Source organism: Massilia cavernae (genome assembly GCF_003590855.1).
Classification (GTDB): Bacteria; Pseudomonadota; Gammaproteobacteria; order Burkholderiales; family Burkholderiaceae_D; genus Telluria_A; species Telluria_A cavernae.
Window position 1 is genome coordinate 1 of the sequence record NZ_QYUP01000150.1, and the last position, 21,946, is coordinate 21,946.

18 protein-coding genes and 1 pseudogene are annotated in these 21,946 nt (G+C 65.4%); 11 read left to right on the plus strand and 8 right to left on the minus strand.

Going from position 1 to position 21,946, the window contains the following annotated elements; all coding sequences use genetic code 11:
• Window positions 1–32: 32 nt before the first annotated feature.
• The 6 genes from D3872_RS20125 (at window position 33) to D3872_RS20150 (ending at window position 5,498) form a co-directional block, all read left to right on the plus strand.
• Complete coding sequence (locus D3872_RS20125) at window positions 33–1,334, plus strand: M20/M25/M40 family metallo-hydrolase (protein WP_119812492.1); 1,302 nt, start codon at window positions 33–35, stop codon at window positions 1,332–1,334.
• Between the two features lie 99 nt (window positions 1,335–1,433).
• Window positions 1,434–2,882 carry a PQQ-dependent sugar dehydrogenase gene (locus D3872_RS20130; RefSeq protein WP_119812493.1) on the plus strand — a complete coding sequence of 483 codons (1,449 nt, stop codon included), beginning with the start codon at window positions 1,434–1,436 and terminating at the stop codon, window positions 2,880–2,882.
• A gap of 37 nt (window positions 2,883–2,919) precedes the next feature.
• A complete protein-coding gene (locus tag D3872_RS20135) occupies window positions 2,920–3,363 on the plus strand; it encodes a thioesterase family protein (RefSeq protein ID WP_119812494.1) in 444 nt (147 codons plus the stop codon).
• A 72-nt stretch (window positions 3,364–3,435) separates the two neighbouring features.
• Complete coding sequence (locus tag D3872_RS20140) at window positions 3,436–4,029, plus strand: RNA polymerase sigma factor (protein ID WP_229459439.1); 594 nt, start codon at window positions 3,436–3,438, stop codon at window positions 4,027–4,029.
• Complete coding sequence (locus D3872_RS20145) at window positions 4,026–4,538, plus strand: hypothetical protein (protein ID WP_229459440.1); 513 nt, start codon at window positions 4,026–4,028, stop codon at window positions 4,536–4,538. The genes D3872_RS20140 and D3872_RS20145 overlap by 4 nt, the downstream gene beginning before the upstream one ends.
• A gap of 21 nt (window positions 4,539–4,559) precedes the next feature.
• Window positions 4,560–5,498: a hypothetical protein gene (locus D3872_RS20150; protein WP_119812495.1), complete on the plus strand. Its 939-nt coding sequence runs from the start codon at window positions 4,560–4,562 to the stop codon at window positions 5,496–5,498.
• Between the two features lie 51 nt (window positions 5,499–5,549).
• Here the strand turns inward: D3872_RS20150 and D3872_RS20155 are convergent, their stop codons facing one another.
• Window positions 5,550–6,038 (minus strand): DUF3016 domain-containing protein, encoded by a 489-nt coding sequence (locus D3872_RS20155; RefSeq protein WP_119812496.1) that lies wholly within the window; start codon window positions 6,036–6,038, stop codon window positions 5,550–5,552.
• Between the two features lie 361 nt (window positions 6,039–6,399).
• Here D3872_RS20155 and D3872_RS20160 point away from each other — a divergent pair, with 361 nt between their 5' ends.
• A complete protein-coding gene (locus D3872_RS20160) occupies window positions 6,400–7,905 on the plus strand; it encodes a DUF3369 domain-containing protein (RefSeq protein ID WP_119812497.1) in 1,506 nt (501 codons plus the stop codon).
• A 127-nt stretch (window positions 7,906–8,032) separates the two neighbouring features.
• On the opposite strand, the gene D3872_RS20165 is transcribed toward D3872_RS20160, so the two are convergent.
• From D3872_RS20165 to D3872_RS20175, 3 genes are all read right to left on the minus strand, one after another.
• Complete coding sequence (locus tag D3872_RS20165) at window positions 8,033–9,997, minus strand: GAF domain-containing sensor histidine kinase (protein WP_119812498.1); 1,965 nt, start codon at window positions 9,995–9,997, stop codon at window positions 8,033–8,035.
• Window positions 9,998–10,221: 224 nt separating this feature from the next.
• Window positions 10,222–10,716: a hypothetical protein gene (locus tag D3872_RS20170; protein WP_119812499.1), complete on the minus strand. Its 495-nt coding sequence runs from the start codon at window positions 10,714–10,716 to the stop codon at window positions 10,222–10,224.
• An 89-nt stretch (window positions 10,717–10,805) separates the two neighbouring features.
• Complete coding sequence (locus D3872_RS20175) at window positions 10,806–11,009, minus strand: hypothetical protein (protein WP_119812500.1); 204 nt, start codon at window positions 11,007–11,009, stop codon at window positions 10,806–10,808.
• Window positions 11,010–11,214: 205 nt separating this feature from the next.
• Between D3872_RS20175 and D3872_RS20180 the strand changes: the two genes are divergently transcribed.
• A complete protein-coding gene (locus D3872_RS20180) occupies window positions 11,215–11,589 on the plus strand; it encodes a hypothetical protein (RefSeq protein WP_119812501.1) in 375 nt (124 codons plus the stop codon).
• Window positions 11,590–11,599: 10 nt separating this feature from the next.
• Here the strand turns inward: D3872_RS20180 and D3872_RS20185 are convergent, their stop codons facing one another.
• Together D3872_RS20185 and queC are read right to left on the minus strand one after the other, a co-directional pair.
• Window positions 11,600–12,343, minus strand: a complete 744-nt coding sequence (locus D3872_RS20185) for a metallophosphoesterase family protein (protein WP_119812502.1) — start codon at window positions 12,341–12,343, stop codon at window positions 11,600–11,602.
• A 1-nt stretch (window position 12,344) separates the two neighbouring features.
• The gene (gene queC, locus D3872_RS20190; RefSeq protein WP_119812503.1) at window positions 12,345–13,058 is read right to left on the minus strand and encodes a 7-cyano-7-deazaguanine synthase QueC; all 714 of its coding nucleotides are present in this window, start codon (window positions 13,056–13,058) and stop codon (window positions 12,345–12,347) included.
• A gap of 135 nt (window positions 13,059–13,193) precedes the next feature.
• Between queC and D3872_RS20195 the strand changes: the two genes are divergently transcribed.
• From D3872_RS20195 to D3872_RS20205, 3 genes are all read left to right on the plus strand, one after another.
• Window positions 13,194–14,990 (plus strand): autotransporter assembly complex protein TamA, encoded by a 1,797-nt coding sequence (locus D3872_RS20195; RefSeq protein WP_229459441.1) that lies wholly within the window; start codon window positions 13,194–13,196, stop codon window positions 14,988–14,990.
• Complete coding sequence (locus D3872_RS20200; protein ID WP_119812505.1) at window positions 14,990–19,393, plus strand: translocation/assembly module TamB domain-containing protein; 4,404 nt, start codon at window positions 14,990–14,992, stop codon at window positions 19,391–19,393. Before D3872_RS20195 ends, D3872_RS20200 begins: the two co-directional genes overlap by 1 nt.
• Before the next feature lie 277 nt (window positions 19,394–19,670).
• The gene (locus D3872_RS20205; RefSeq protein ID WP_119812506.1) at window positions 19,671–20,177 is read left to right on the plus strand and encodes a CcdC protein domain-containing protein; all 507 of its coding nucleotides are present in this window, start codon (window positions 19,671–19,673) and stop codon (window positions 20,175–20,177) included.
• A gap of 67 nt (window positions 20,178–20,244) precedes the next feature.
• Here the strand turns inward: D3872_RS20205 and D3872_RS20210 are convergent.
• Together D3872_RS20210 and ltrA are read right to left on the minus strand one after the other, a co-directional pair.
• A pseudogene (locus tag D3872_RS20210) lies at window positions 20,245–20,508 on the minus strand (group II intron maturase-specific domain-containing protein); the annotation flags it as partial.
• Window positions 20,509–20,587: 79 nt separating this feature from the next.
• Window positions 20,588–21,832, minus strand: coding sequence for a group II intron reverse transcriptase/maturase (ltrA, locus tag D3872_RS20215; protein WP_119812508.1), 1,245 nt, complete (start codon window positions 21,830–21,832; stop codon window positions 20,588–20,590).
• Between the last annotated feature and the right edge of the window lie 114 nt (window positions 21,833–21,946).

Below are 21,946 nucleotides of genomic sequence, written 5' to 3' on the forward strand. Positions count from 1 at the left end.
CGATTTGCCAACCTCGGTCTGACCATACCCAAATGAAAATCTACGCCGCCGCCCTCTGTACCTTCGCCGCCCTCGCATCGACGCCGGCGTCAAGCCAGCAGCTTTCGCCCGCCGAGCAAAGGATCGTGGCGGAAGTCAAAGCCAATTCCGCCGCCGCGCTGGGCCTGCTCGAACGCAGCGTCAACATCAACAGCGGCACCATGAACCATGCGGGCGTGCGCGAAGTGGGCGCCCTGTTCCGCAAGGAACTCGACCAGCTCGGCTTCGCCACGCGCTGGATCGACATGCCGAAGGAGATGCAGCGTGCCGGCCACCTGCTCGCCACCCGCACCGGCACCCAGGGCAAGCGGGTGCTGATGCTGGGCCACCTCGACACCGTGTTCGAGCTGGACAGCCCGGTGCAGAAGTGGAAGCTGAACGGCGACCGGGTCAGCGGCCAGGGCGTGTCGGACATGAAGGGCGGCAACGTCGTGATGATCGAGGCCCTGCGCGCGCTGCACCGCACCGGCGCGCTGGACAACACCAACATCGCCGTGATGTTCACCGGCGACGAGGAGAGCGCCGGCGAGCCGAAGGCCGTGTCGCGCGGCGACATGGTCGCGCTGGCCAGGCAGAGCGACGTGGCGCTGGCCTTCGAAGGCACCGTGCTCGACCAGGACGGCAGGGCCACCGCCACCGTCGGCCGCCGCTCCTCGTCCGGCTTCGAACTGCAGGTCACGGGCAAGCAGGGGCATTCCTCCGGCATCTTCGGCGAACGCGCCGGCTACGGCGCCGTGTACGAAGCGGCGCGCATCCTCGACGGCTTCCGCCAGCAGGTGGTCGAGCCCGACCTGACCTTCAATCCCGGCCTGATCCTGGGCGGCACCGCGGTCAGCCACGACGAGCAGGGCTCGCGCGGCACCGCCTTCGGCAAGACCAACGTGATCGCCAACACCGTGACGGTCAAGGGCGACCTGCGCTACCTCGACAGCACCCAGCGTGACCGCGCCCACGCCAGGATGCGCGCGATTGCCGCCGACAGCCTGCCGGGCACCAGCGCCAGCATCAGCTTCCACGAGTCGTATCCGCCGATGGCCGTGACCCCGGGCAACCTGAAAGTGCTGGAACTGTTCTCGCAGGCTAGCAACGACGCCGGCCTCGGCCCGGTCGCGGCGGTGCCGGCCGGCTTGCGCGGCGCAGGCGACATCCAGTTCGCAGCGCCACACGTCGACAGCCTGGACGGCATCGGCGCCACCGGCTCCGGCGCCCATTCGCCGTCCGAGGACCTGGAACTGGCTTCGATCGAGCGTGCCGCGATCCGCACCGCCATCATGCTGTACCGCCTGACCCGCTGATGCAACGCAGGCGGCGCGCATTGCTGCGCCGCTCGATTTGCAATCGGCGCTAGACTGTTGGCGACCCGAACGTCCACCTGCCCCTCGGAGAGAGAACCCATGCTGATCGATCGTGCGCGCAATATCCTGCTCTGGCTTGCCCTTTCCCTGCTGGCCGCCTGTGGCGGCGGCGGCAGCCAGACCAGCGAACCGCCACCGCCGGCAAACGCAAGCCTCGCCGTCACCCTGTCCGGGCTGCCGGCCGGGCTGGTGGCGCCGGTGCGCATCACCGGACCGGCCAACTTCTCGCGCGAGATCACCCAGACCACCACCATCGGCCAGCTGGCCGCCGGCACCTACACCGTCGCCGCCTCCAACGTTGTCAGCGGCTCCACCACCTTCGTGCCGGCCCAGGCCGAGCAGGCCGTCGCCGTCGCGGCCGGCGCCACCGCCACGGTGACCGTCAGCTACAGCGCGCTCACGCTCACGCTCGGCCTGCGCGAAGTGGCCCGCTTCAACGGCGCCGTGTTCGCGCTGTCGCCGCCGGGCCAAGCCCGCCTGTACATCGTCGAGCGCGCCGGCCGCATCGGTATCCTCGATACCGCTGGCCGCATGCTGACCGTGCCCTTCCTCGACATCTCGTCGCGCGTCAGCACCCAGGGCGAGGGCGGCCTGCTGTCGGTCGCCTTCCACCCGCAATTCGCGACCAACGGCTTCTTCTTCGTGTACTACACCGATTTCCAGCGCAACATCGTGGTCGAGCGCTTCAGCGTCTCGCCCAACCTGAACCTGGCCGACGCCACCTCCGGCCTGCAAATCATCAGCATCCCGCACCCCAACTTCAGCAACCACTTCGGCGGCCTGGCCGCTTTCGGCATCGACGGCTTCCTGTACCTGGGCACCGGCGACGGCGGCGGCGCCGGCGACCCGCTGCGCAACGGCCAGAACGTGAACAGCCTGCTGGGCAAGCTGCTACGCATCGACGTCAACAACACCACCGTGGGCCAGCGCTATGCGATCCCGTCGTCCAACCCCTTCGTGGGCCAGTCGGGCCGGCGCGGCGAGATCTGGGCCTACGGCCTGCGCAACCCGTGGCGCTTCGCCTTCGACAGCAGCGGCCTGTACATCGCCGACGCGGGCCAGGACCGGCGCGAGGAAGTCGACATCGCCGCCCTGTCGCAGGCCGGGCTCAACTACGGGTGGAACACCATGGAAGGCACGCTGTGCTTCAACGCCACCAGCTGCAACCAGGCCGGGCTGACCCTGCCGGCCTTCGAATACGACCACGGCCCCACCGACACCGGCGGCTGCTCGGTGATCGGCGGTTTCGTTTACCGCGGCAAGGCGATTCCCGAACTGGCCGGGCGCTATTTCTTCTCCGACTTCTGCGGCGGCTACCTGAAGAGCTTCCAGGCCGGCGGCGGCGGCGTGCGCGAGCTGGCCAACTGGGGCATCCCCAACATCGGCAACGTGGTTTCCTTCGGCCGCGACAATGATGGCGAGCTGTACATCATCGGCCAGGACGGCCGTGTGCACAAAATTATCAGGACTTCGGCCCCAAGGAGCTAAAATTTCACTCCGCACACATTGCGAGAGAAATGAACATATGGCACGCCTGCACCTGGATTTCCCGGAAGACCAGTACTACTACACGACGCCGCTGACGGTGCGCGTCACCGACATCAACGCCGCCAACCACCTTGGCAACGACTCGATGATCTCGATGATCTCGGAAGCGCGCGCCCGCTTCCTGTTCGAGTACGGCGTCCCCGAAAACGAGCGCGACGGCACCGGCATCATCGTCACCGACCTGGCCACCACCTACCGCGCCGAGGCGCATGCGCGCGACCAGCTGCTGTTCGAGGTCGGCGTGATGGACTTCAACAAATACGGCGGCGACATCACCTTCCGCGTCACCCGCCCCAAGGACAAGGTGCTGGTGGCGATGGCCAAGTCGGGCTTTGTCTTCTTCAACTACAAGAGCAGCCAGGTGGTCGCCATGCCCGAGGAATTCCGCAACAAATTCAGCAGGGTCAACTGGATCGACTAGCCCTCTCCTCCGCATCATCGTAAAAAACGGGAACTTTTTGGCCCCGTGCCGGGAATACCGTCAGAGACTACGATGATGACCACGACCGCCGCCCCCGACACCGACACCGAACTGCTGCGCCAGATGCGCAGCGGGACGGCGGCCGCCTTCCAGGCGCTGTACCGGCGCCACCAGGGACCGCTGTTCCGCTTCTGCGTGCTGCGCAGCGGCTCGCCCGACACCGCAGCCGACATCGTGCAGGAAGTCTTCATGGGCCTTTTGACCGGCGCCCTGAACTTCGATCCGCTGCGCGGTCAGCTGCAGGGCTTCCTGTTCGGCGTGGCGCGCAACCTGATCCTGCGCCATGAGCAAGCGCGTGGCCGCACGGCTGCACTGCCCGAACACGACGACGGCGAAGATGGCGATGGCCCCGCCTGCAGCGAAGCCGAACCGCTGGCCCGCATGCTGAGCAACGAAGTAGCCGACAGCGTGCGCCACGCGCTGGCCCGGCTGGCCCCGCACTACCGCGACCCGGTCATCCTCTACGAAATGCACGGCCTGACCTACCAGGAGATCGCGGACATTTGCCAGGTGGACATCGGCACGATCCGTTCGCGCCTGTCGCGCGGGCGCGCCGCGCTGGCCAAATGGCTCGGGGCGCACCGCCCCGGCACGATCAACGCATGAGCTGCGAGAACGACATGGACATGAGAACCGACGAGGCGCGCGACCCGCGCATGGACCCCGCCCTGGACGAACTGCGGCGCGCGATGGCCGCCGTCGACACGCCGCGCGCGGTGGAAAAGGAATTGATGCAAGCCTTCGCGCGCCAGCACCGCAAGGCCAGCTGGTACCAGCGCATCGCGCCGGCGCGCTGGGCCATGGCCGGCGGCCTGGCCAGCGTGATGGCGGTGGCCATCGGCGTGCTGGTCGCCCTGCAGCCGGGGCAGCAGCCCGGCGCGGGCGCCCAGTTGATCAACCGCGATGGCGGCGACTTCTTCATCGCCATCGAATCGCTCGAAAGCATCGAGCAGGAACCGAATCCGCGCATGATCGAAGCCGACCTGCCGCGTACCGAACTGGCCAGCCTCGGCGTGCCGGTGACCCCAGAGAACGCCGGCGAGTCCGTGCGTGCCGAAATGCTTGTCAGCGCGGACGGCCGGCCGCTTGCTTTCAGGCTCAGCTCCATCCAATAATCCAACCAGCAAGAGGATCATATGAAGACCCAACACTTACTGCTCGCCGCCCTGATGGCAACCTGCCTGCCCGCGATGGCCGACGCGCCCGCGCCGCTGGCCGCCGTACGTCCGTTCGCCGCGGCGCGCATCGCCCCGCTGGTCGTCAGCCACCGCGTGGTGAAGAACGCGCCGTATTCGGCCCAGGTGGTCACCGAAAAGGTCCAGAACCTGCCCGACGGTAACCAGATTGCGCACCACGCCACCGTGATGACCTACCGCGACAGCGCCGGCCGCACCCGCAACGAGATCAGCAACGCGAACGGCGAAGTGCGCGCCATCACCCTGCGCGACCCGGCCGGCAGCAGCTATATCCTGCACCCGCAGGACAAGACCGCGACCCAGCTCGGCGGCTCGCCGGAGCAGGTGAAACAGGCGCGCAAAGCGGCGCGCGCCCGCATCGCCGAACTGCGCAAGGAAGGCAAGCTGCCGGCCACCGGCGCGGGCGGCGAGGCGATCATCGTCAAGCGTATCGAACGGGTCGACGGCGGCGCCCAGGGCAAGGTACAGGAAGAGGTGCGCATGCACGTGCGCACGCAGGAAGGGCTGCGCGGCGAACTGCCGCCGCTGCTGGCCGGCGCCTTCGGCGACCACAAGTGGGCCAGGAATGCCACCACGCGCGACCTCGGCACGCGCGAGTTCGACGGCGTCAAGGCCGAAGGCAAGATACGCAGCTACGAAATCCCCGCCGGCGAAGTGGGCAACCGCAACCCGATCGTCGTGACGCATGAGACCTGGCATTCGCCGGAGCTGCAGGTGGCCGTGTACACCAAGCACAGCGACCCGCGCCACGGCGACAGCATCTACAAGCTGGAAAACATCAAGCGCGAAGAACCGGCGGCATCGCTGTTCACGGTCCCTGGCGACTACACCGTGAAGACCCGGACGGTGCGCGTGCACAAGGCGGAAGAAAAGAAGTAAGGAAGTGCGACCTTAAAAAAACGGCCGGCACAATGCCGGCCGTTTGTCCATCTAGCGATGGGCGATGATGCGTTCCTTGAACCACTCGTCGAGCATCCGCTTCTCGTAGCGCAGCGGCTCGCCGTCGAAGTAGCGGCCGGCGCGCCGGTCGAGGTAGGTCATGTCCTTGACCCTTTCCTCGCCGCTGGCCAGCACTTGCCCGCCCCGCTCGACGGTATAGCGCAGGTGGATCACCGGCCAGTCCGCCATGCCGCGCAGCACGCGCAGGTCACGGGCGCCGCGGAAATTCGGATGCTCGCGCCCGGCCAGGTCGACGTCCAGTATCTCCACATGTAGGTTGACGTCGGGCGGCAGGCCGGCCGACATCTTCTGGAAGTGTTCCGTCAGCTCCTTGAGCACGTCATTGCGTTCCCACGTGGGGAATGGCAGGTCCGAAAACTTCTCCGGATTGGTGTAGGTAACCGTCACGCCGGCAGAGGCGCTGCCGGCCGACATCAACAACAGGCCGGCCAGTGCCAGGCCCTTTAACGCGGTGTTCATGATGCTTTCCTTTCGACTGTCGACAAGTTCCCTTGTCCGATAACACAGGTTCCTTGTTCAAATATACGCCGTTTTGCAGCAACTACTATTGTCGATATGTCGTGCTTTGTATCCAAATGTTATGCACCGCGGGTGACACTGCGGCGCAGCGTCTTCAGCGTATGCTGGCAAAAGCGCCATGCGTAAATATGCGGCAAGACAAGTTGTTAATAAAATATGTCTGATTCCATAAACAGCACACATATTGCCTGTTGTTAATAGATTGAGGTCGTACTACAATCGGAATGAAAGCGGCTGTCCGTGTATTGGCACGCAGCCTGACCGTTCGAGCGTATTACTACCGGTATCGGAACACGTCCACATGTCATTCCTGTCTTCAGCTACGCCAGCGCTCGCTCCGTGGAAGGTCCTGCTCGTCGACGACGAACCCGACATCCATGACGTGACCAAGCTCACCCTCAACCGCTTCCGCATGGACGGGCGCTCGCTGACTTTCCTGCACGCCTACAGCGGCGCGGAAGCGAAGGAGGTAATGGCACGCGAGAGCGACATCGCGCTGGTGTTCCTGGACGTGGTGATGGAAAACGAGGACAGCGGCCTGGAAGTGGCGCGCTGGATGCGCCAGGACCTGAACAACAACTTCACCCGCATCGTCCTGCGCACCGGGCAGCCGGGGCAGGCGCCCGAAGAGCGCGTGATCGTCGACTACGACATCAACGACTACAAGGAAAAGACCGAGCTCGACCGCACCAAGCTGTTCACCACCACCTTCGCCGCGCTGCGCGCCTACCGCGACATCATGAAGGTGGAGGAAGCGCGCCGGATACAGGCGAACTACCGCGAAGGCCTGGAGCGCGTGATCGCCGCCTCGGCCCACATTTTCCAGCAGCGTAACCTGAAGGACTTCGCCAGCGGGCTGCTGCAGCAAGTGGTGGCGCTGCTGCGCCTCGAGCAAAGCATGCTGCTGCGGATCTCCGCCGCCAGCATCGTGACCGGCGAAAGCCGCTACGAAGTGCTGGCCAAGATCGGCGACATCGGCGATGAGAACCTCGGCCCCGAACTGATGGCGCAGCTGGACGACGCCCGCAGCAACCGCATCTCGCGCCTGAAGGGCGACACCTACGTCGGCTACTTCCCGAACAGCAGCGGCAAGGCTTCGCTGCTGGTGCTCAAGGGCGTGGAAGAGATATCCGAGATCGACTCCAAGCTGCTGGAAGTATTCTGCAGCGGCGTCGCGATCGCCTTCGACAACATCCTGCTGACGCAGGAGATCACCGACACCCAGGCCGAGCTGATTCTGCGTTTGGGCGACGTGGTCGAATCGCGCTCCAGCGAAGCGGGCAACCACGTGCGGCGCATGTCGCAAGTGTGCTACCTGCTGGCGCAGGCGTCCGGGCTGCCGGACGACGAGACGGCGGTGCTGATGCACGCCGCGCCGATGCACGACATCGGCAAGATCGCCACGCCGGATTCGGTGCTGCTCAAGCCGGGCAAGCTGACGCCGGACGAATGGGAAATCATGAAGCAGCACCCGGAGGTGGGGCTGTCGATCCTGGACGGCTCGTCGCGCCCGATCTTGAAAGCGGCGGCGGTGATCGCGCACCAGCACCATGAAAAGTACGACGGCACCGGCTACCCGCAGGGCTTGAAGGGCAACGACATCCACCAGTACGCGCGCATCGTGGCGGTGGCCGACGTGTTCGACGCGCTGAGCCACAAGCGCTGCTACAAGGAAGCGTGGCCGATCGACCAGGTGGTGGGGCACCTGCGCGAGATCGCCGGACACCACCTCGACCCGCACTACGTCGAGATCCTGATCAAGAACATCGACAAGGCGCAGGAAATCAACCGCAGCTGGCCGGATTGATTTCGGGCCGCGCAGGCGCGGCTGGTATTCACGCAAAAACGGCGGGTGCGCTTTGCTTACCCGCCCTACTATTTTCATTCGATGACGCGTAGGGCGGATAAGCGCTTGCGCGCATCCGCCATCACATTCAAGCCGCCAGCTTCTCCTTTACCTCGCGCCGGCTGCGCGGGAACTTCAGGTAATACCGCAGCCCCTTGCCCGGCGCGCTCTCGACCCGCACCGTGCCGCCCAGCGGCCCGGTCACCAGGTTGTACAGGATGTGCGCCCCCAGGCCGCTGCCGCCCTGCCCGCGCCGGGTGGTAAAGAACGGGTCGAACAGCTTGCCCAGCACCTCCTCGTCCATGCCGGCGCCGTCATCGCTGTAATCGAACACCACCATCTCGTCCTCCAGCGCCACCTCGATGCGGATCTGGCCGGCCTGCGTGCGCTCATACCCGTGTACCAGCGAGTTCATGATCATGTTGGTTACGATCTGCGACACCGCGCCCGGGAAGCTTTCGAGATGGATGTCGGCGGCGCAGGCCACCTCCACTTTCACCGGCCGTCCCTTCAGCTTCGGCTGCAGCGACAGCAGCACTTCATCGAGATAACTCTTCAGCCGGAAGGTGCGGATATCGTCGGACGACTGGTCCACCGCCACCTGCTTGAAGCTGCGCACCAGCGCCGCGGCGCGCTGGGTGTTGGTGGTCATGATGCGCAGCGACTGGTCGACGATGTCCAGGAACTGCTGCAGGCTGTCCTCGGTAATCTCGCCGGCGGCAAGCTCCTCGCGCGTGAGCTTGAGTTCCTGCACCAGGTGGCTGGTCGCGGTGACGCAGATGCCGAGCGGCGTATTGATTTCGTGCGCCACGCCGGCCACCAGCCGACCCAGCGACGCCAGCTTCTCCTGGCGCACCAGCTCCGACTGCGCTTCCTGCAGCGCGGTCAGCGCCGAATTCAGTGCCGCGTTCCGGTTTTCGAGGTTCTCCTTGGCGGCGATGGTGGCCAGGTCGGCCTGCATGCGCGCCAGCGCCACCGCCACGTGGCTGGCCATGAAGGCCAGCAGTTCAAGGTCGGTGGCGGTGTAGAGGATCGCCGGGTCGTAGCTCTGGACGATGATCACGCCGTAGGCCTGGTCGTTCACCAGCATCGGCGCGCCCATCCAGCTGGCGATGTCGGTGCAGCCGAGCGGCTCGTCGACCACGCCGTCCGCCACCAGCTTCGCGAAGCCCGGGCCGTCGTGCAGGGTGGCTTTTTTACTCGCCAGTACATACGAACTCATACTGAGTCCGTAGGCGGCGTTGGATGCGGGCGCGTCGCCATGCTTCTGGTCGACGAAGTAAGGGATGCTGATGTCGCCCGATTCGGGGTGGTACAGCGCGATCAGGAAGTTATCCGCGACCACAAGCTCGCTGATGATCCGGTGCAGGCTGGCCGACAGCTGGTTCGATTCGATGGCCGACGCCGACAGGTTGGCGATTTCGTACAGCGCGTGCTGGACCGACTCAGCGCGGCGGCGCTCGGCCACCTCGTGCGCCAGCAGCGCGGTGCGCTCCTGCACCGCTTTCTCCAGCCTGTCCATGCTCTGCAGGCCCTGCAGCGCGTTCGACACATGGTTCGCGATCAGCGAGAACAGCGCCTGGTCCTCGTCGCTGTAGGTATATTCAGGGGCATAGCTCTGGATGACGATGGCGCCCAGCGCCTGCTGCTGCTGGTCGAGCAGCGGGCAGCCCATCCAGTGTTCCGCCATCGAGCCGTGGCCCCAGCCGTTGCCATCCTCGCCGCCCAGCGCATTATTCTCGTCGGCGGTCATGACCAGGTTGCGGCGATTCAGCAGCACCCAGGCGGTCGGCGACTCGTTGGCCGTGGCAAGCATGACTTTCTCGTTCGGGTCGGGCGTTTCGTCGCGCTCGTCGACGAAGTACACGAAGCGCACCGAGCCGTCCTCGCGGTTGCTGAGCGCCACGTAGAAGTTAGCGGCGTACATGATGCGCCCCAGCGAGCGGTGCACGGCACGGATGAATTCGGTGATATCGACGCAGGTGGTCGACAGCTGCGCGATTTCCAGCACCATGGACTGCACTGCTTCTAGGCGTTTGAGTCGGCTTTCCATCAATTTCCCTTTAATAATGCGCTCAGGAAATACTATCAGTACCCGATGGAAAAGCGAAGGCCGATCAAGCGCCAAGTCCGGTGGCAGGCCCCATTTCGGCGAAACTTGCCACAAATCGGGGACAGACCCGGGGACAGACCCCACATCGGGGACAGACCCCAAGTTCGGGGTCTGTCCCCGATGTGGGGTCACCGTGACCCGGTCTGTCCCCGAATTTCGGACGATCAGCGCGGAGCGCGGAAGCCGGCTTCGATCCAGCTGGCGGCGCTGGTAGAGGTTAGTTTGAAAGTGGGCGCCACGCGCACCTGCGCCAGCTGCTCGCCCATCTCGTCGATGGCCGCCAGCAGCGCGTAAGGATGGTCGTCGTCGGGGACGATGTCGAGCGTTACCTTGATCACGGCGCCATCGATCGCGACCACCGTGCTCTTGTGCAGCTGGGAGTGCAGCTGCTGTTCATGGCGGCGCAGCACTTCCGACGCCGTCTTGACCAGGGTGTTGAACGCCGCCGTATCAAGCGGTTTCGGGTTCTTCTTGTCGCGGCCCATCGTCCAGGGCCCGACCAGCGCCGGTTCCGGCTCGCCGTCCTTGATCATCGCCACCGCCCAGCCTTCGTCATCTTCATTCTTGATCACGCGGGCGGTCCAGCCATTTCCCTGCCACAGACGCGGCTCCTGGACCGGAGCACCTTCCTCAGGTCCTTCTGATACTTCATCACTCATTTTTCGTTACTTTATATCATCACCAACGGAGACACGGATGATAGACCAAATCCGCCCATGCGCACAGCGCGCACACGAAAAACCTCGGTTCAGGCGGGCAGCGCTTCATCGGCCCGGATGCCGGGCAGGCGCGGGGGCAGCACCGGCGGACGCAGCGGTATGACAAACGGGTCAATCGCCGGTTGCGGCGAGTGGTAACAGAAGGGATTGATGATGATCGGCGGGACGGCCGGCGGCGCCGACGGCGGCCCCTTGGATCCGCCACCCGCCACCACGGAACGATCGTGTCGCATAGATCCCCCAAAAGCAAAGCAGGCATTCAGTATAGGAAATATGTGCGCGTATTCAAGCCGCCTGGAGGGGCAAGCTGTTCGTCCGGGCTTTCCGCTCGCCCATCCCGTCGAAAAAGCATTCTGTCGCAATCCAATGGCTGATGCATATGGGCATGGCTACAGTGGAGCCATACCAACGACACACACGTCAACCAAGAGGCCCGCCATGAGAAAGATCCTTCCCTTCGTTATCCTGTTCCTGGTCGCCCTGCTCGCCTGGGACATGCTCGACAACAGCAACTTCGTCGTCGACGTCGATGGCGACGAGTTCGGCGGGCCGCTGGGCGCCCTGCTTGGGATGGTGTTCGGCAGCATCGGCCTGATCATCGGCGTGGTGGTTGCAGTGTGCGTCGCGGCCCTGCTTGCAGTGGTGTTCGCCGGCGTCGGCGTGATCGTGATCGGCGCGCTGGCCCTGGCCGCGGTGCTTGCGCTGCTGGCGGTCTCGCCGCTGCTGCTGCCGATCCTGATCCCGGTCGCGATCGTCTGGTTCTTCATGAGCCGCTCGCGCCGCAACCGGATGCGCGCCGAACCAGCGGTTTAATCCGGCTGGATCAGATCCCCTCCACCAGCCGCATCGCAAACACGATCGGCAATCCCTCCGCGATCACGCGCCGCGCCGCGGCGCCGTGATCGTAAGGCACCCTGAAGTAAGACAGCTCGCGCTTCTCGTCATCGAACATCGCATAACAGGCCGCGCAGTTTCCGTCGCGCGGCTGTCCCACCGATCCCGGAATCACAAGGTACTGGTGCTGCGGCGCGATCCGCACCTTCATCCCGTCGCGCGGCGTGTGCGATCCCATGCGGCCGTCGTCGGCACGCCGGTACAGCGACGGCGCATGCACGTGGCCCGAGAACACCATGCGGCTGCGGCTGGCGCGCAGGCTGCGCTCCGCCTCCTCCAGCCCGGTGACGTACTCCCACTTTTCCGGCTGGTGCGCGCTGGCGTGCACGAACATCATGTTTCCAAGCTCGCTGGTCAGCGGCAGCGCGTCGAGGAAGGCCAGCTGTCCAGGTTTGAGCCGCGCGCGCGTCCAGTCGATCACTTCGCGCGCTTCCGCATGCATGCCCGAACGCGAAGGCACCGACACCGCCTGGTCATGGTTGCCGCGCACCGCGACCGCGCCGCGCGCCACGTGGTCCATCACGGTGTCGATCACCGCTTCCGGGTCGGCGCCATAGCCCACCAGGTCGCCGGTGAACGCATACCGGTCGGCGCCGCGCACCCTGGCATGCGCCAGGCAGGCATCGAGCGCCTCGCGGTTGGCGTGCAGGTCGGTCAGGAGGGCGAGGCGCATGCTAGGCCGCCTTTTCGCCCCTGGCGTACTGCTGGTAGCCGCGCGCGCGCAGTTCGCAGGCCGGGCAGGTGCCGCAGCCATAGCCCCAGTCGTGCAGCGCGCCGCGCTCGCCCAGGTAGCAGGTGTGCGTTTCAGTGCGGATCAGGTCCACCAGCGCCTTGCCGCCGGCCTGCTCCGCCAGCTCCCAGGTCTGGGCCTTGTCGATCCACATCAGCGGCGTTTCGACTTTCAGGCGCGTGGCCATGCCGAGGTTCAGCGCCACCTGCAGCGCCTTCATGGTGTCGTCGCGGCAGTCCGGATAGCCCGAGAAATCGGTCTCGCACATGCCGCCTACCAGCACTGTCAGCCCGCGCCGGTAGGCCAGCGTGGCGGCCACCATCATGAACATCAGGTTGCGCCCAGGGACGAAGGTGTTGGGCAAGCCATTGGCCTGCATCGCGATCTCGACGTCGCTGGTCAGCGCGGTATCGGAGATCTGCCCGATCAGGCCCAGGTCGATCATGTGGTCCTCGCCAAGCCGCGCGTCCCATTCGGGGCGCAGCGCGCGCATCCCGGCCAGCACCGCCGGGCGCACTTCCAGTTCCACCGCATGGCGCTGGCCGTAGTCGAAGCCGATGGTCTCGACGCGCGGATAGCGCTCAAGCGCCCAGGCCAGGCAGGTGGTGGAGTCTTGTCCTCCGCTGAAAAGGACGAGGGCGGTGTCAGCTTGATGCATATGAGTTTTCCAGGTTAGACGTTCGCCATCTTCTTGGCCGATCCGGTAATATGTTTTCAACATTTTCCCAGACGGAGAGACATGTTTCTCGCATTACCAAAAACCAGCGCAGCGAAGGCGGGGCGATCACGAATTTTGGCACAGATTGCCCTCACCGTGTTCGCGCTGCCGGCCACCTGCGCGGCCCAGGCGCAAGGCGTGCAGTACACGGTCGACATCCAGGCTCCAGGCCGCCTGGATGACCTGCTCGAAACAAACCTCGACCTGGTGCGCTGGCGCGGCAACCCGCGCCTCGACCAGGACCAGCTCCTGCGGCTCGTAAAGGACGCGCCCGAACAGGCGCGCACGCTGGTCGCCACCGAAGGCTACTACTCGCCGAAGATCAGTTCCGGCCTCGATACCAGCACGCCGGTGCAAGTGGCGCGCGTCATCGTCGATCCGGGCGAGCCTGTGCTGGTGGGCGACCTTGACCTGGTGCTGCGCGGCTTCGAGCCGCTCGACCCTTCGGCGAAGCGCATCGACGCCGCCACCCTGCGCAACAATTGGACCCTTGGCGTGGGTTCGCGCTTCCGCACCACCGACTGGGAAGCGGCCAAGCGCAACCTGCTGCGCCAGGTGATGCAGACCCGCTACCCGCGCGCCCAGCTGGCCGAATCGCGCGCGGTGGTCGATCCCGACGCGCGCCGCGCGATGCTGTACGTGGCCGTCGACAGCGGCCCCGAGGTGCGCTACGAGGGCCTGCGCATCGAGGGCCTGTCGCGCTATCCGTCCCACATCGTCACCAACCTCAACCTGATCAAGCCGGGCGACGAATACAGCGAGGCGGCGATGCAGGCACTCCAGGCACGCCTGCAGGACACCGGCTACTTCAGCAGCGTCGAAGTGGGCGTCGACATGAGCGCCGCGCTGGAGGAGAACATCGACCAGCTGCAGGATGAACAGCAAGGCGCGCCCAGGGCGGCGCAGCAGAATCCCACCCTGCTGCCGCTGCTGGTGCGCGTCACCGAAAACAAGCAGCGCAACGCCTCGGTGGGCCTGGGTTATTCGACCAACACCGGCGCGCGCGCCCAGGTCAATTACGACGACCTGAACGTGCGCGGCCTGCGCATGAAGAGCAACGTGATCGCCGAGAGCAAGCGCCAGGAAGCGCGCGCCGACTTCTACGTGCCGACCAGCGCCAGCGGCTACAACGACAGCTTCGGCGCGGGCTTCGAACGCACCGACCTGCGCGGCGAAATCACCCGCGTGGCCACCGCCGCGGTGCGCCGCGCCTGGGGCACGCCGCTGATGGAACGCAGCCTGACGCTGGAGTACCTGAGCGAACAGCGCGACATCGACAACATCCCGACCACCAAGAGCAAGAGCGTGCCGCTCACCTACAGCATCACCAAGCGCGCCGTCGACAACCTGGTGCTGCCGACCCGCGGCTACGTCGCCAACGTACAGCTCGGAGGCGCCCTGCTGCCGGTGTGGACCGACGAACGCTTTATCCGCGCCAGCGCGCGCGTGGCCTACTACCGGCCGCTGACGGTCGCCACCTCGCTGATCCTGCGCGCTGAAGCAGGCATATTGGCGTCGAAGGAAAAGGAAGGCGTGCCAGGCACCTTCCTGTTCCGCGCCGGCGGCGACCAGTCGGTGCGCGGCTACCCCTACCAATCGCTCGGCATCCAGGAAGGCAACGCCATCGTGGGCGGGCGCTATATGCTGACCGGCAGCGCCGAATACCAGTACTGGTTCAAGCCGCCGTGGGGCGTGGCGGTCTTTGTCGACGCGGGCAACGCGGGCGACAAATTCGGCGATCTGAAACCCGCGTACGGCGTCGGCGTGGGCGCGCGCTGGCGCAGCCCGGTCGGCCCGATCAACGTCGACCTTGCGTATGGCGAAGCAATCAACAAAGCGCGCCTGCACTTCTCTGTCGGATTTACCTTCTGATGACTACCGAAGAAACCACCACTATGGCGCCGGCCGCGGCGCCCCGGCGCTGGCCGAAACGGCTCGCGATCGGGCTCGCCGCCACCGGCGTCGTGCTCGGCGCGGCGTACTGGTATCTTGGGCGCGAGACCACGCTGCAGATGATCGTGCAGCGCATCGCCAACGCAAGCGGCGGCAGCATCGTCATCACTGGCGTCACAGGCTCGCTGTACGGCGCCATGCACATGGAGCACGTGGTGTACCGCAGCCCGGAGCAGCTGATCACCGCCGACAAGGTCGACATCGACTGGTCGCCCTGGCAGTACCTCACCAGCGGGGTCGCGATCAGCAAGCTGCACGTGGCCAGCGTGCGCACGGAGACGCTGAAAAAATCGGAACCGCCCAAGATGCCTGAATCGCTGGCGCCGCCGTTCGCCCTCCACATCGGCGACGCGCGCATCGCGAAGCTGACGATGGTCACCCAGGGCGCCACGACCGTGATCGGCGACGCCCGCTTCAAGCTGGACAGCGACAGGTTGCAATGGCAGCTGCGCGACGCCAGCGCGCTAACGCCCTGGGGCCGCGCCGCCGCAAACGGCACTATCGGCTCGCAGCGCCCGTTCAAGCTCGATGCAACCGCCACCCTGGTCCAGACCGAAGTGAAGGCCGGCCAGAAGCCCGCGCAACTGAGCTTGCGCGCTACTGGCGACCTGGCAGCCACCCAGCTGACCGCCAGCGGCCAGGCCGGCAAGGCTGTCGGCGACGCGAAGCTGACGCTGGCGCCGTTCGAGCCGATCCCGCTGCGCGCCATGACCATCAACGGCCGCAACATCGACCCCGGCTTCTTCAACCCTGCCCTGCCGACCGCGGACCTGGCGCTTGCCGTCACCGCCAGCGTCAAGGCCGACCGCAGCGTGACCGGCACGGTCAGCATCGTCAACAGCGGCACTGTCGGCCCGCTCGACCGCGAACTGCTTCCGCTGCGCGAGATGCGCGGCCGCCTGGGCGGCAACCTGAATGCGATGCAGATCGACGACGTGCTGCTGGACATGGGCGCGGCCGGCAAGTTCGCCGGCCGCGGCGCAGTGCAGCACGGCCCCGACGAGACAGGCATCGGGGCCGTGCAGTTCAAGCTGCACACCGACAGGATCGACCTGAAGGCAATCCACAGCCGCATGAAAACCACCGCCATTGCGGGCGACATCCAGTTGGCCAACCTTGGCAAGGTGCAGAATATCAGCGCTCAGCTGTCCGAGCGCGGCATGCGGGTGGACGCGGCGGCCACGCTAGAGAACCAGCTGCTGCAGATCCAGCATGCGCGCCTCGTCGCCGGCACCGGCCGCGTCGACCTGGCCGGCAGCGCCAGCCTGGCCGGCAAGCGCGATTTCAAGGTCGTGGCCACGGCTTCGCGCTTCAATCCGGCGGCCTTCGGCGACTACCCTGCCGCCGACATCAATGCCGCGGTCAATGCCAGCGGCGCGCTCGCGCCCGAATGGAAGGTGGCGTCAAGCTTCACGCTGCACCCGAGCCGCCTGTTCGGCCAGCCCTTGTCGGGCCAGGGCCGTTTCAACGCCGACGCAAAGCACGTCAGCGGGGTCGACGCCACGCTGGCGATGGGCGGAAACACCGTCGCCCTGCGCGGCGCGTTTGGCGCGCCCGGCGAGCGCCTGCTCTGGAATGTCGACGCGAAGCAGCTGTCGGCGCTGCGCAGCGACCTGTACGGCGCCCTGGCCGCAAACGGCGTCGTCACCGGGACCATGGAACAGCCGCGCACCACCTTTGTTGCCGATGCTCGTGGACTTGGCTGGGTTGCCAAGGCGCGCAAGGCGAACAACAGCGTGCTGCGCGCAAGCGGCGAAGCCTGGCTGGCCAAGGCGAGTGCCAAGGCAGTAGCGCGCGACATCAACATCAGGGCCGCCGGCACGGCAAAGGGCTTCGACCCTGCCGCATTCGGATCGCCGGTGGCGGGCAGCATCAACGGCAGCTTCGACGCCAGCGGGCGCCTCGGCAAGGACTGGGGCGGCAGCGCCGGCGTCACGCTGCAGGAATCGACGCTGTCGAAAGCGCCCTTGTGGGGCCACGCCCGGCTGGCGGGCAGCGCACAGCGCATCGCCAGCGCCGACGTCGACCTGCATGTCGGGCCAAACGTGCTTGCCGCGCGCGGCGCGTTCGGCGCGCCTGCCGACCGGCTGGACTGGCGTATCGACGCCGGCCAGCTTGCCGTCCTTGGCGGCGATTTCGCCGGCGCACTGAAAGGCTCGGGCACGCTGTCCGGAACCGCGAAGGCGCCCGCGCTGACCGCATCGCTCGAAGGCCAGAACCTGAAAGTGCTGGGCATCCACCAGGCCAAGGCGCTGCGCGCCAGCGTGAACCTGGGCGCACGGCTTGGCGGCGCCACGCCGATGGTGTCGGACGTCGAAGTCACCGGCTACACCAGCGGCAGCACCCGCATCGACAGCGCGCGCCTGAAGACCACCGGCACGCGCGCGGCCCACACCATCAGCCTCGCGGCGCGCGGCGAAGCCTTCGACGCCTCCACCCAAGTGAGGGGCGGCTGGAATGGCGACGCCTGGGACGGCGTGGTCGATGCGCTGCAGAACCGCGGGCGCTACGCCTTCACCCTGAAGCAGCCCACGCCGTTGCGGCTGGCGGTGGCGCCTGGCGCGGGAGCGCTGGGCCTGATGCGCCCGCAACAGATCGCGCTGAACAACGCGGTGATCGCGCTCCCGGCAGGCACCATCGCCATCGCGTCGCTGTCCAAGGACGGCGCCCGCTGGAGCAGCAAGGGCGCCGCCAACGGCGTGCCGCTCAATTACGTGGCCCAGTTTTCGCCGGCGATGCGCGACAACGTCACCGGCGACTTGACGCTCGGCGGCGACTGGAGCCTCGACCTGCAGGCGGGCGGCACGCCCCAGCTGGCCGGCATGGTGCACGTGTTCCGCGAGAAGGGCGACCTGATCGTCAGCGCCGAAGTGCCGGTGGTGCTCGGCCTGCGGGTGCTGGACCTGCGCGCCGACGTGGCGGGCAACGCCCTGCGGACGCGGGTGGAGCTGGACGGCACCCGCGCCGGCCACGCCAATGTCGACGCCACCGTGCAGATGACCAATGGCCGCATCGGCACCGGCAGTCCTTTGAGGCTTGCGGTCAATGCCGACATGGCCTCGATTGCATGGCTGGCGCCGCTGGCCGACCAGCCGGGGCTCGAACTCGATGGCGCGCTGAAAGTGGCGCTGGCTGGCGGCGGCACCATCGGTGCGCCTACGCTGGACGGCACCGTCAGCGGCGACCGGCTCGCGGTGCGCTGGGCCGAACAGGGCGTCAAGCTGAGCAACGGCAAGCTGCGCGCGCAACTGGCCGGCGACCAGCTGCTGCTGCAGCGCCTTAGCTTTAACGGCGTGCAGGGGACGATGGCGGCGGACGGTTTCATCCGCTTCTCGGGGGGCGAAACGACCGCGCAGCTCAAACTGGTCGCCGACAAGCTCGAAGCGCTGTCGCGGCCCGACCGCACCGTGGTCGTCACCGGCAGCGCCACCATGGTACGTACGCCGGAACGCTTTACTCTCGACGGCAAATTCCGCGCCGACCGCGCGCTGGTCGAACTGGCGCCGCAAGGCCGGCCGACCATGTCCGACGACGTCATCGTGCTTGGCAGGACCAGCACCGCACAGAAAGCCAGGGAGAAGAAAGGCATGCCGCTGGCGGTCGACATCGAAGCGGACCTGGGCGACTCGTTCCGCCTGCGCGGCATGGGCGCCGACGCCGAACTTGCGGGCGCGGTGCGCATCCGTACCGCCGACGGCCGCACGCCGCGCGTCAACGGAACCATCCGTGTCGTCAGCGGCACTTACGCCGCCTACGGGCAGAGGCTGATCATCGAGCGCGGCATCCTGACCTTCAGCGGCCGCTACGACAACCCCGCTGTCAACATCCGCGCGGTGCGCAAGCGCCCTGCGGGCGAGCAGTTGTCCGAAACCAACGTCGAAGCAGGTGTCGAGGTGCGCGGTACCGCGCTGGCGCCGGCCGCCAAGCTGGTGTCGACGCCGCCGGTCCCGGACAGCGAAAAACTGTCATGGCTGGTGCTCGGGCATGGCATGGAAGGTACATCCGGTAACGAGGCCAGCATGCTGAGTGCCGCTGCGGCGGCGCTGCTGGGTGGATCCGGTTCGGGCGGCTTCCAGTCGCGGCTGGCCACCTCGCTGGGCGTGGATGAACTGGGACTATCGCAGGCGCAGGGCCTGGAGAGTACCGTGGTCACGATCGGCAAGCGGCTGTCGTCGCGCGCCTACCTCAGCTTCGAGCAGGGCGCCACCACGGCATCGAGCCTGGTGCGCATCCGCTACAAGCTCAATCCGCGCGTGACCCTGCAGTTCCAGACCGGTACCAATACCGCGCTGGACGTGCTGTATTCGTGGGCCTTCGACTAGTGGAAGGTGGTGCTGGGATTATGGTCCGGCACCTGTTCGTCGTCCTGCGGCGTGTGGACCGGCGGATGGTGCGGATGAGGATTGTCGAACGGCTCTGGCGTCGGCTCGTCCACTGGCCCCGGCGGTTCCGGGGCGCGGTGTGCTTGGATGGCGGCAGGAATCATGGTCGGACCTCCGTTATCATTAAGTTATGACATTACCATGGGATGTGGACGATGGGCGCAAAGTACGCCGCAGGGTCGATTACAATTGCCGTTCTTTCAAACACGCACTCCCCATGACTATCCAGACCATCATCCTCCTCGTCCTTGTCCCGTTGCTGATCTGGCGCGTGTACGCGCGCCTGAAGAAGATGATGGCGCGCCAGCGTTCGGTCATGTCGCGCCATTACACCGGCCTGCTGGTGTTCACGGCGATGGTGCTGGTGCCGGGCTCGGAACTGGTGGGCCAGCCCGCCTCGCTCGCATGGCTGGCGGTCGGCGCCGCGGCCGGCATCGCCTACGGCGTGTTCGGCCTGCGCAAGACGCGCTTCGAAGCCGCGCCCGACGGCTACTGGTTCACGCCGCCGATGCGCCTCGGGATGCTGGTGGGCCTGCTGTTCGTCGCCCGCATCATGTACGTCGGCCTCGAAATCTACGTCAACCAGGGCACCGCCAACGTGCTGCCGCGCTTTACCGACAGCCCGCTGACCCTGATCGTCCTTGGCCTGTTCGCCGGCTACTTCGGCAGCTTCTCGGCGGGCCTGATCCGCTGGCGCTACAGAATCGGCATAGGGGGCAGCTAATGATAGCTGCTCCCCTGCCACACCACCCGGCATGCGGGTCCGCACCGGGCGATTCGAGTAGTTGAGGTCAAGACAGGCGGGGTACGCCCAGTCGATCGAAGTACGCAATAGTGAGTACGCTGTTAAGCAGTTTATCGCTATTGCGCCACCAGCGACGGCCGTTGGCCGCCACTCGCTTTGCCACCGACGGCGCAGCTCCCAATTTGAGCAGTTCCCGATACATGGTGGTTCCGCGTTTCCAGTGCTTTAGCTGGATAGCCCGCAGCCTGTGACGCAGCCATTCATCGAGTTTGCGCCATACGTTAGGGGTTTGCGCCAACTGGAAGTATCCCTGGTAAGTAGGCCCAAGGAATTTCACCTTGAACCTCTCGCAGAACCGTACGTGAGACTCTCGCCTCATACGGCTCCCGTCATCCAACCTTGCTCTCCATGCAACGCCAGTGGACGAATAATGCCGGAAAATCCATCTTCATCTTGCCCAGCCAGTCAGCACTGAGCCTTTGATGCCGCCTCAGTGTTTGGTACTTCCGTCTGGCCCACTGCATCAACCTTCGATCAAGGTATTGAAAGAGCTTGTGCATTGCTGTCCGATAGAACGTCCCGTAGTAGTTCACCCACCCGCGTATTGTGGAGTTGTATTGCCACGCCAGTTCCTGCAGCGTTGCGGGTGTCTGCCGATGCAGTTTCCATCCCCGTACCGTCTCCCGCATCCGCTTCAGAGCTGTATCGCTGACTGCCGGTAAGAAGCTTGTAAATAACCGGCCCTCCTTGTTCTTCGCTCCCCTCGGACGGAAAGTAAATCCGAGAAAGGTGAATTGCACGAGTCGATACATCTTGGTGCGCTTACTGTGCTTGCAGTACACGATCTTTGATTTCTCCGGATGCATTGTCAGTCCACATTCTGCCAAGCGCGAGGCGATCGAATGCATCACGTTTTCCGCCTGCTCCTGATTGCGACAGTGAACTACTGCATCATCGGCATAGCGGGCGAAAGGACATTGCGGATAGCTGCGCTTCATCCAAAGATCGAACGCATAGTGCATAAACAGGTTCATCAAGATCGGACTGACGACCCCGCCCTGAGGTGTGCCTCGTTCCCTCGGAACGGAGACACCCTCCGCCGTCTCGAACGGGGCAGTGAGCCATCGCTCGATATATAGCAGAATCCAGTCTTCCTTGACGTGCTTGCGAACGGCTTTCATCAAGAGTACGTGATCGATTTGATCGAATGCCGCCTTGATGTCAAACTCGACCACCCAGTCATGCTTCCAGCACCGTTCTCTGGTGATGGCAACAGCCTGTTTCGCCGATTTACCCGGCCGATATCCGTATGAATCCGGATGAAACATCGGATCAAGGATCGGCTCAATGATGAGCTTGGCCGCTGTCTGCGCGACGCGGTCGGACACAGTGGGAATACCGAGCTTTCGAAATCCGCCCGATGCCTTCGGAATTTCAACCTGCTTGACTGGCGGCGGGAAGTACGATCCCGACGACATCCGGTTCCACAGCTTGTAGAGATTCTTCGACAGGTTCTGCTCGAACATCACGATCGTTTCATCGTCGATGCCAGCAGCGCCTCGGTTGGCCTTCACTTTCTGGTACGCATCCCACACGGTACGTTTTGCAATACTATAAGGTTTTGTTGATGTCATGTCACTCATCCCCAGCAAACAGGTTGGCGTCCTTCGTCAACCGGATAACGCCGCCCCTTCGCTCCGCCTTCATTACAAAGGCTTCATCACTACTACGAGCAGCTCCGCCCCTCG

Bases quoted from the DNA above. Each gene is read 5' to 3' on its own strand.
- D3872_RS20125 (WP_119812492.1), top strand. From the start codon at position 33: ATGAAAATCTACGCCGCCGCCCTCTGTACCTTCGCCGCCCTCGCATCG.
- D3872_RS20130 (WP_119812493.1), top strand. From the start codon at position 1,434: ATGCTGATCGATCGTGCGCGCAATATCCTGCTCTGGCTTGCCCTTTCC.
- D3872_RS20135 (WP_119812494.1), top strand. From the start codon at position 2,920: ATGGCACGCCTGCACCTGGATTTCCCGGAAGACCAGTACTACTACACG.
- D3872_RS20140 (WP_229459439.1), top strand. From the start codon at position 3,436: ATGATGACCACGACCGCCGCCCCCGACACCGACACCGAACTGCTGCGC.
- D3872_RS20145 (WP_229459440.1), top strand. From the start codon at position 4,026: ATGAGCTGCGAGAACGACATGGACATGAGAACCGACGAGGCGCGCGAC.
- D3872_RS20150 (WP_119812495.1), top strand. From the start codon at position 4,560: ATGAAGACCCAACACTTACTGCTCGCCGCCCTGATGGCAACCTGCCTG.
- D3872_RS20155 (WP_119812496.1), bottom strand. From the start codon at position 6,038: ATGAACACCGCGTTAAAGGGCCTGGCACTGGCCGGCCTGTTGTTGATG.
- D3872_RS20160 (WP_119812497.1), top strand. From the start codon at position 6,400: ATGTCATTCCTGTCTTCAGCTACGCCAGCGCTCGCTCCGTGGAAGGTC.
- D3872_RS20165 (WP_119812498.1), bottom strand. From the start codon at position 9,997: ATGGAAAGCCGACTCAAACGCCTAGAAGCAGTGCAGTCCATGGTGCTG.
- D3872_RS20170 (WP_119812499.1), bottom strand. From the start codon at position 10,716: ATGAGTGATGAAGTATCAGAAGGACCTGAGGAAGGTGCTCCGGTCCAG.
- D3872_RS20175 (WP_119812500.1), bottom strand. From the start codon at position 11,009: ATGCGACACGATCGTTCCGTGGTGGCGGGTGGCGGATCCAAGGGGCCG.
- D3872_RS20180 (WP_119812501.1), top strand. From the start codon at position 11,215: ATGAGAAAGATCCTTCCCTTCGTTATCCTGTTCCTGGTCGCCCTGCTC.
- D3872_RS20185 (WP_119812502.1), bottom strand. From the start codon at position 12,343: ATGCGCCTCGCCCTCCTGACCGACCTGCACGCCAACCGCGAGGCGCTC.
- queC (WP_119812503.1), bottom strand. From the start codon at position 13,058: ATGCATCAAGCTGACACCGCCCTCGTCCTTTTCAGCGGAGGACAAGAC.
- D3872_RS20200 (WP_119812505.1), top strand. From the start codon at position 14,990: ATGACTACCGAAGAAACCACCACTATGGCGCCGGCCGCGGCGCCCCGG.
- D3872_RS20205 (WP_119812506.1), top strand. From the start codon at position 19,671: ATGACTATCCAGACCATCATCCTCCTCGTCCTTGTCCCGTTGCTGATC.
- ltrA (WP_119812508.1), bottom strand. From the start codon at position 21,832: ATGACATCAACAAAACCTTATAGTATTGCAAAACGTACCGTGTGGGAT.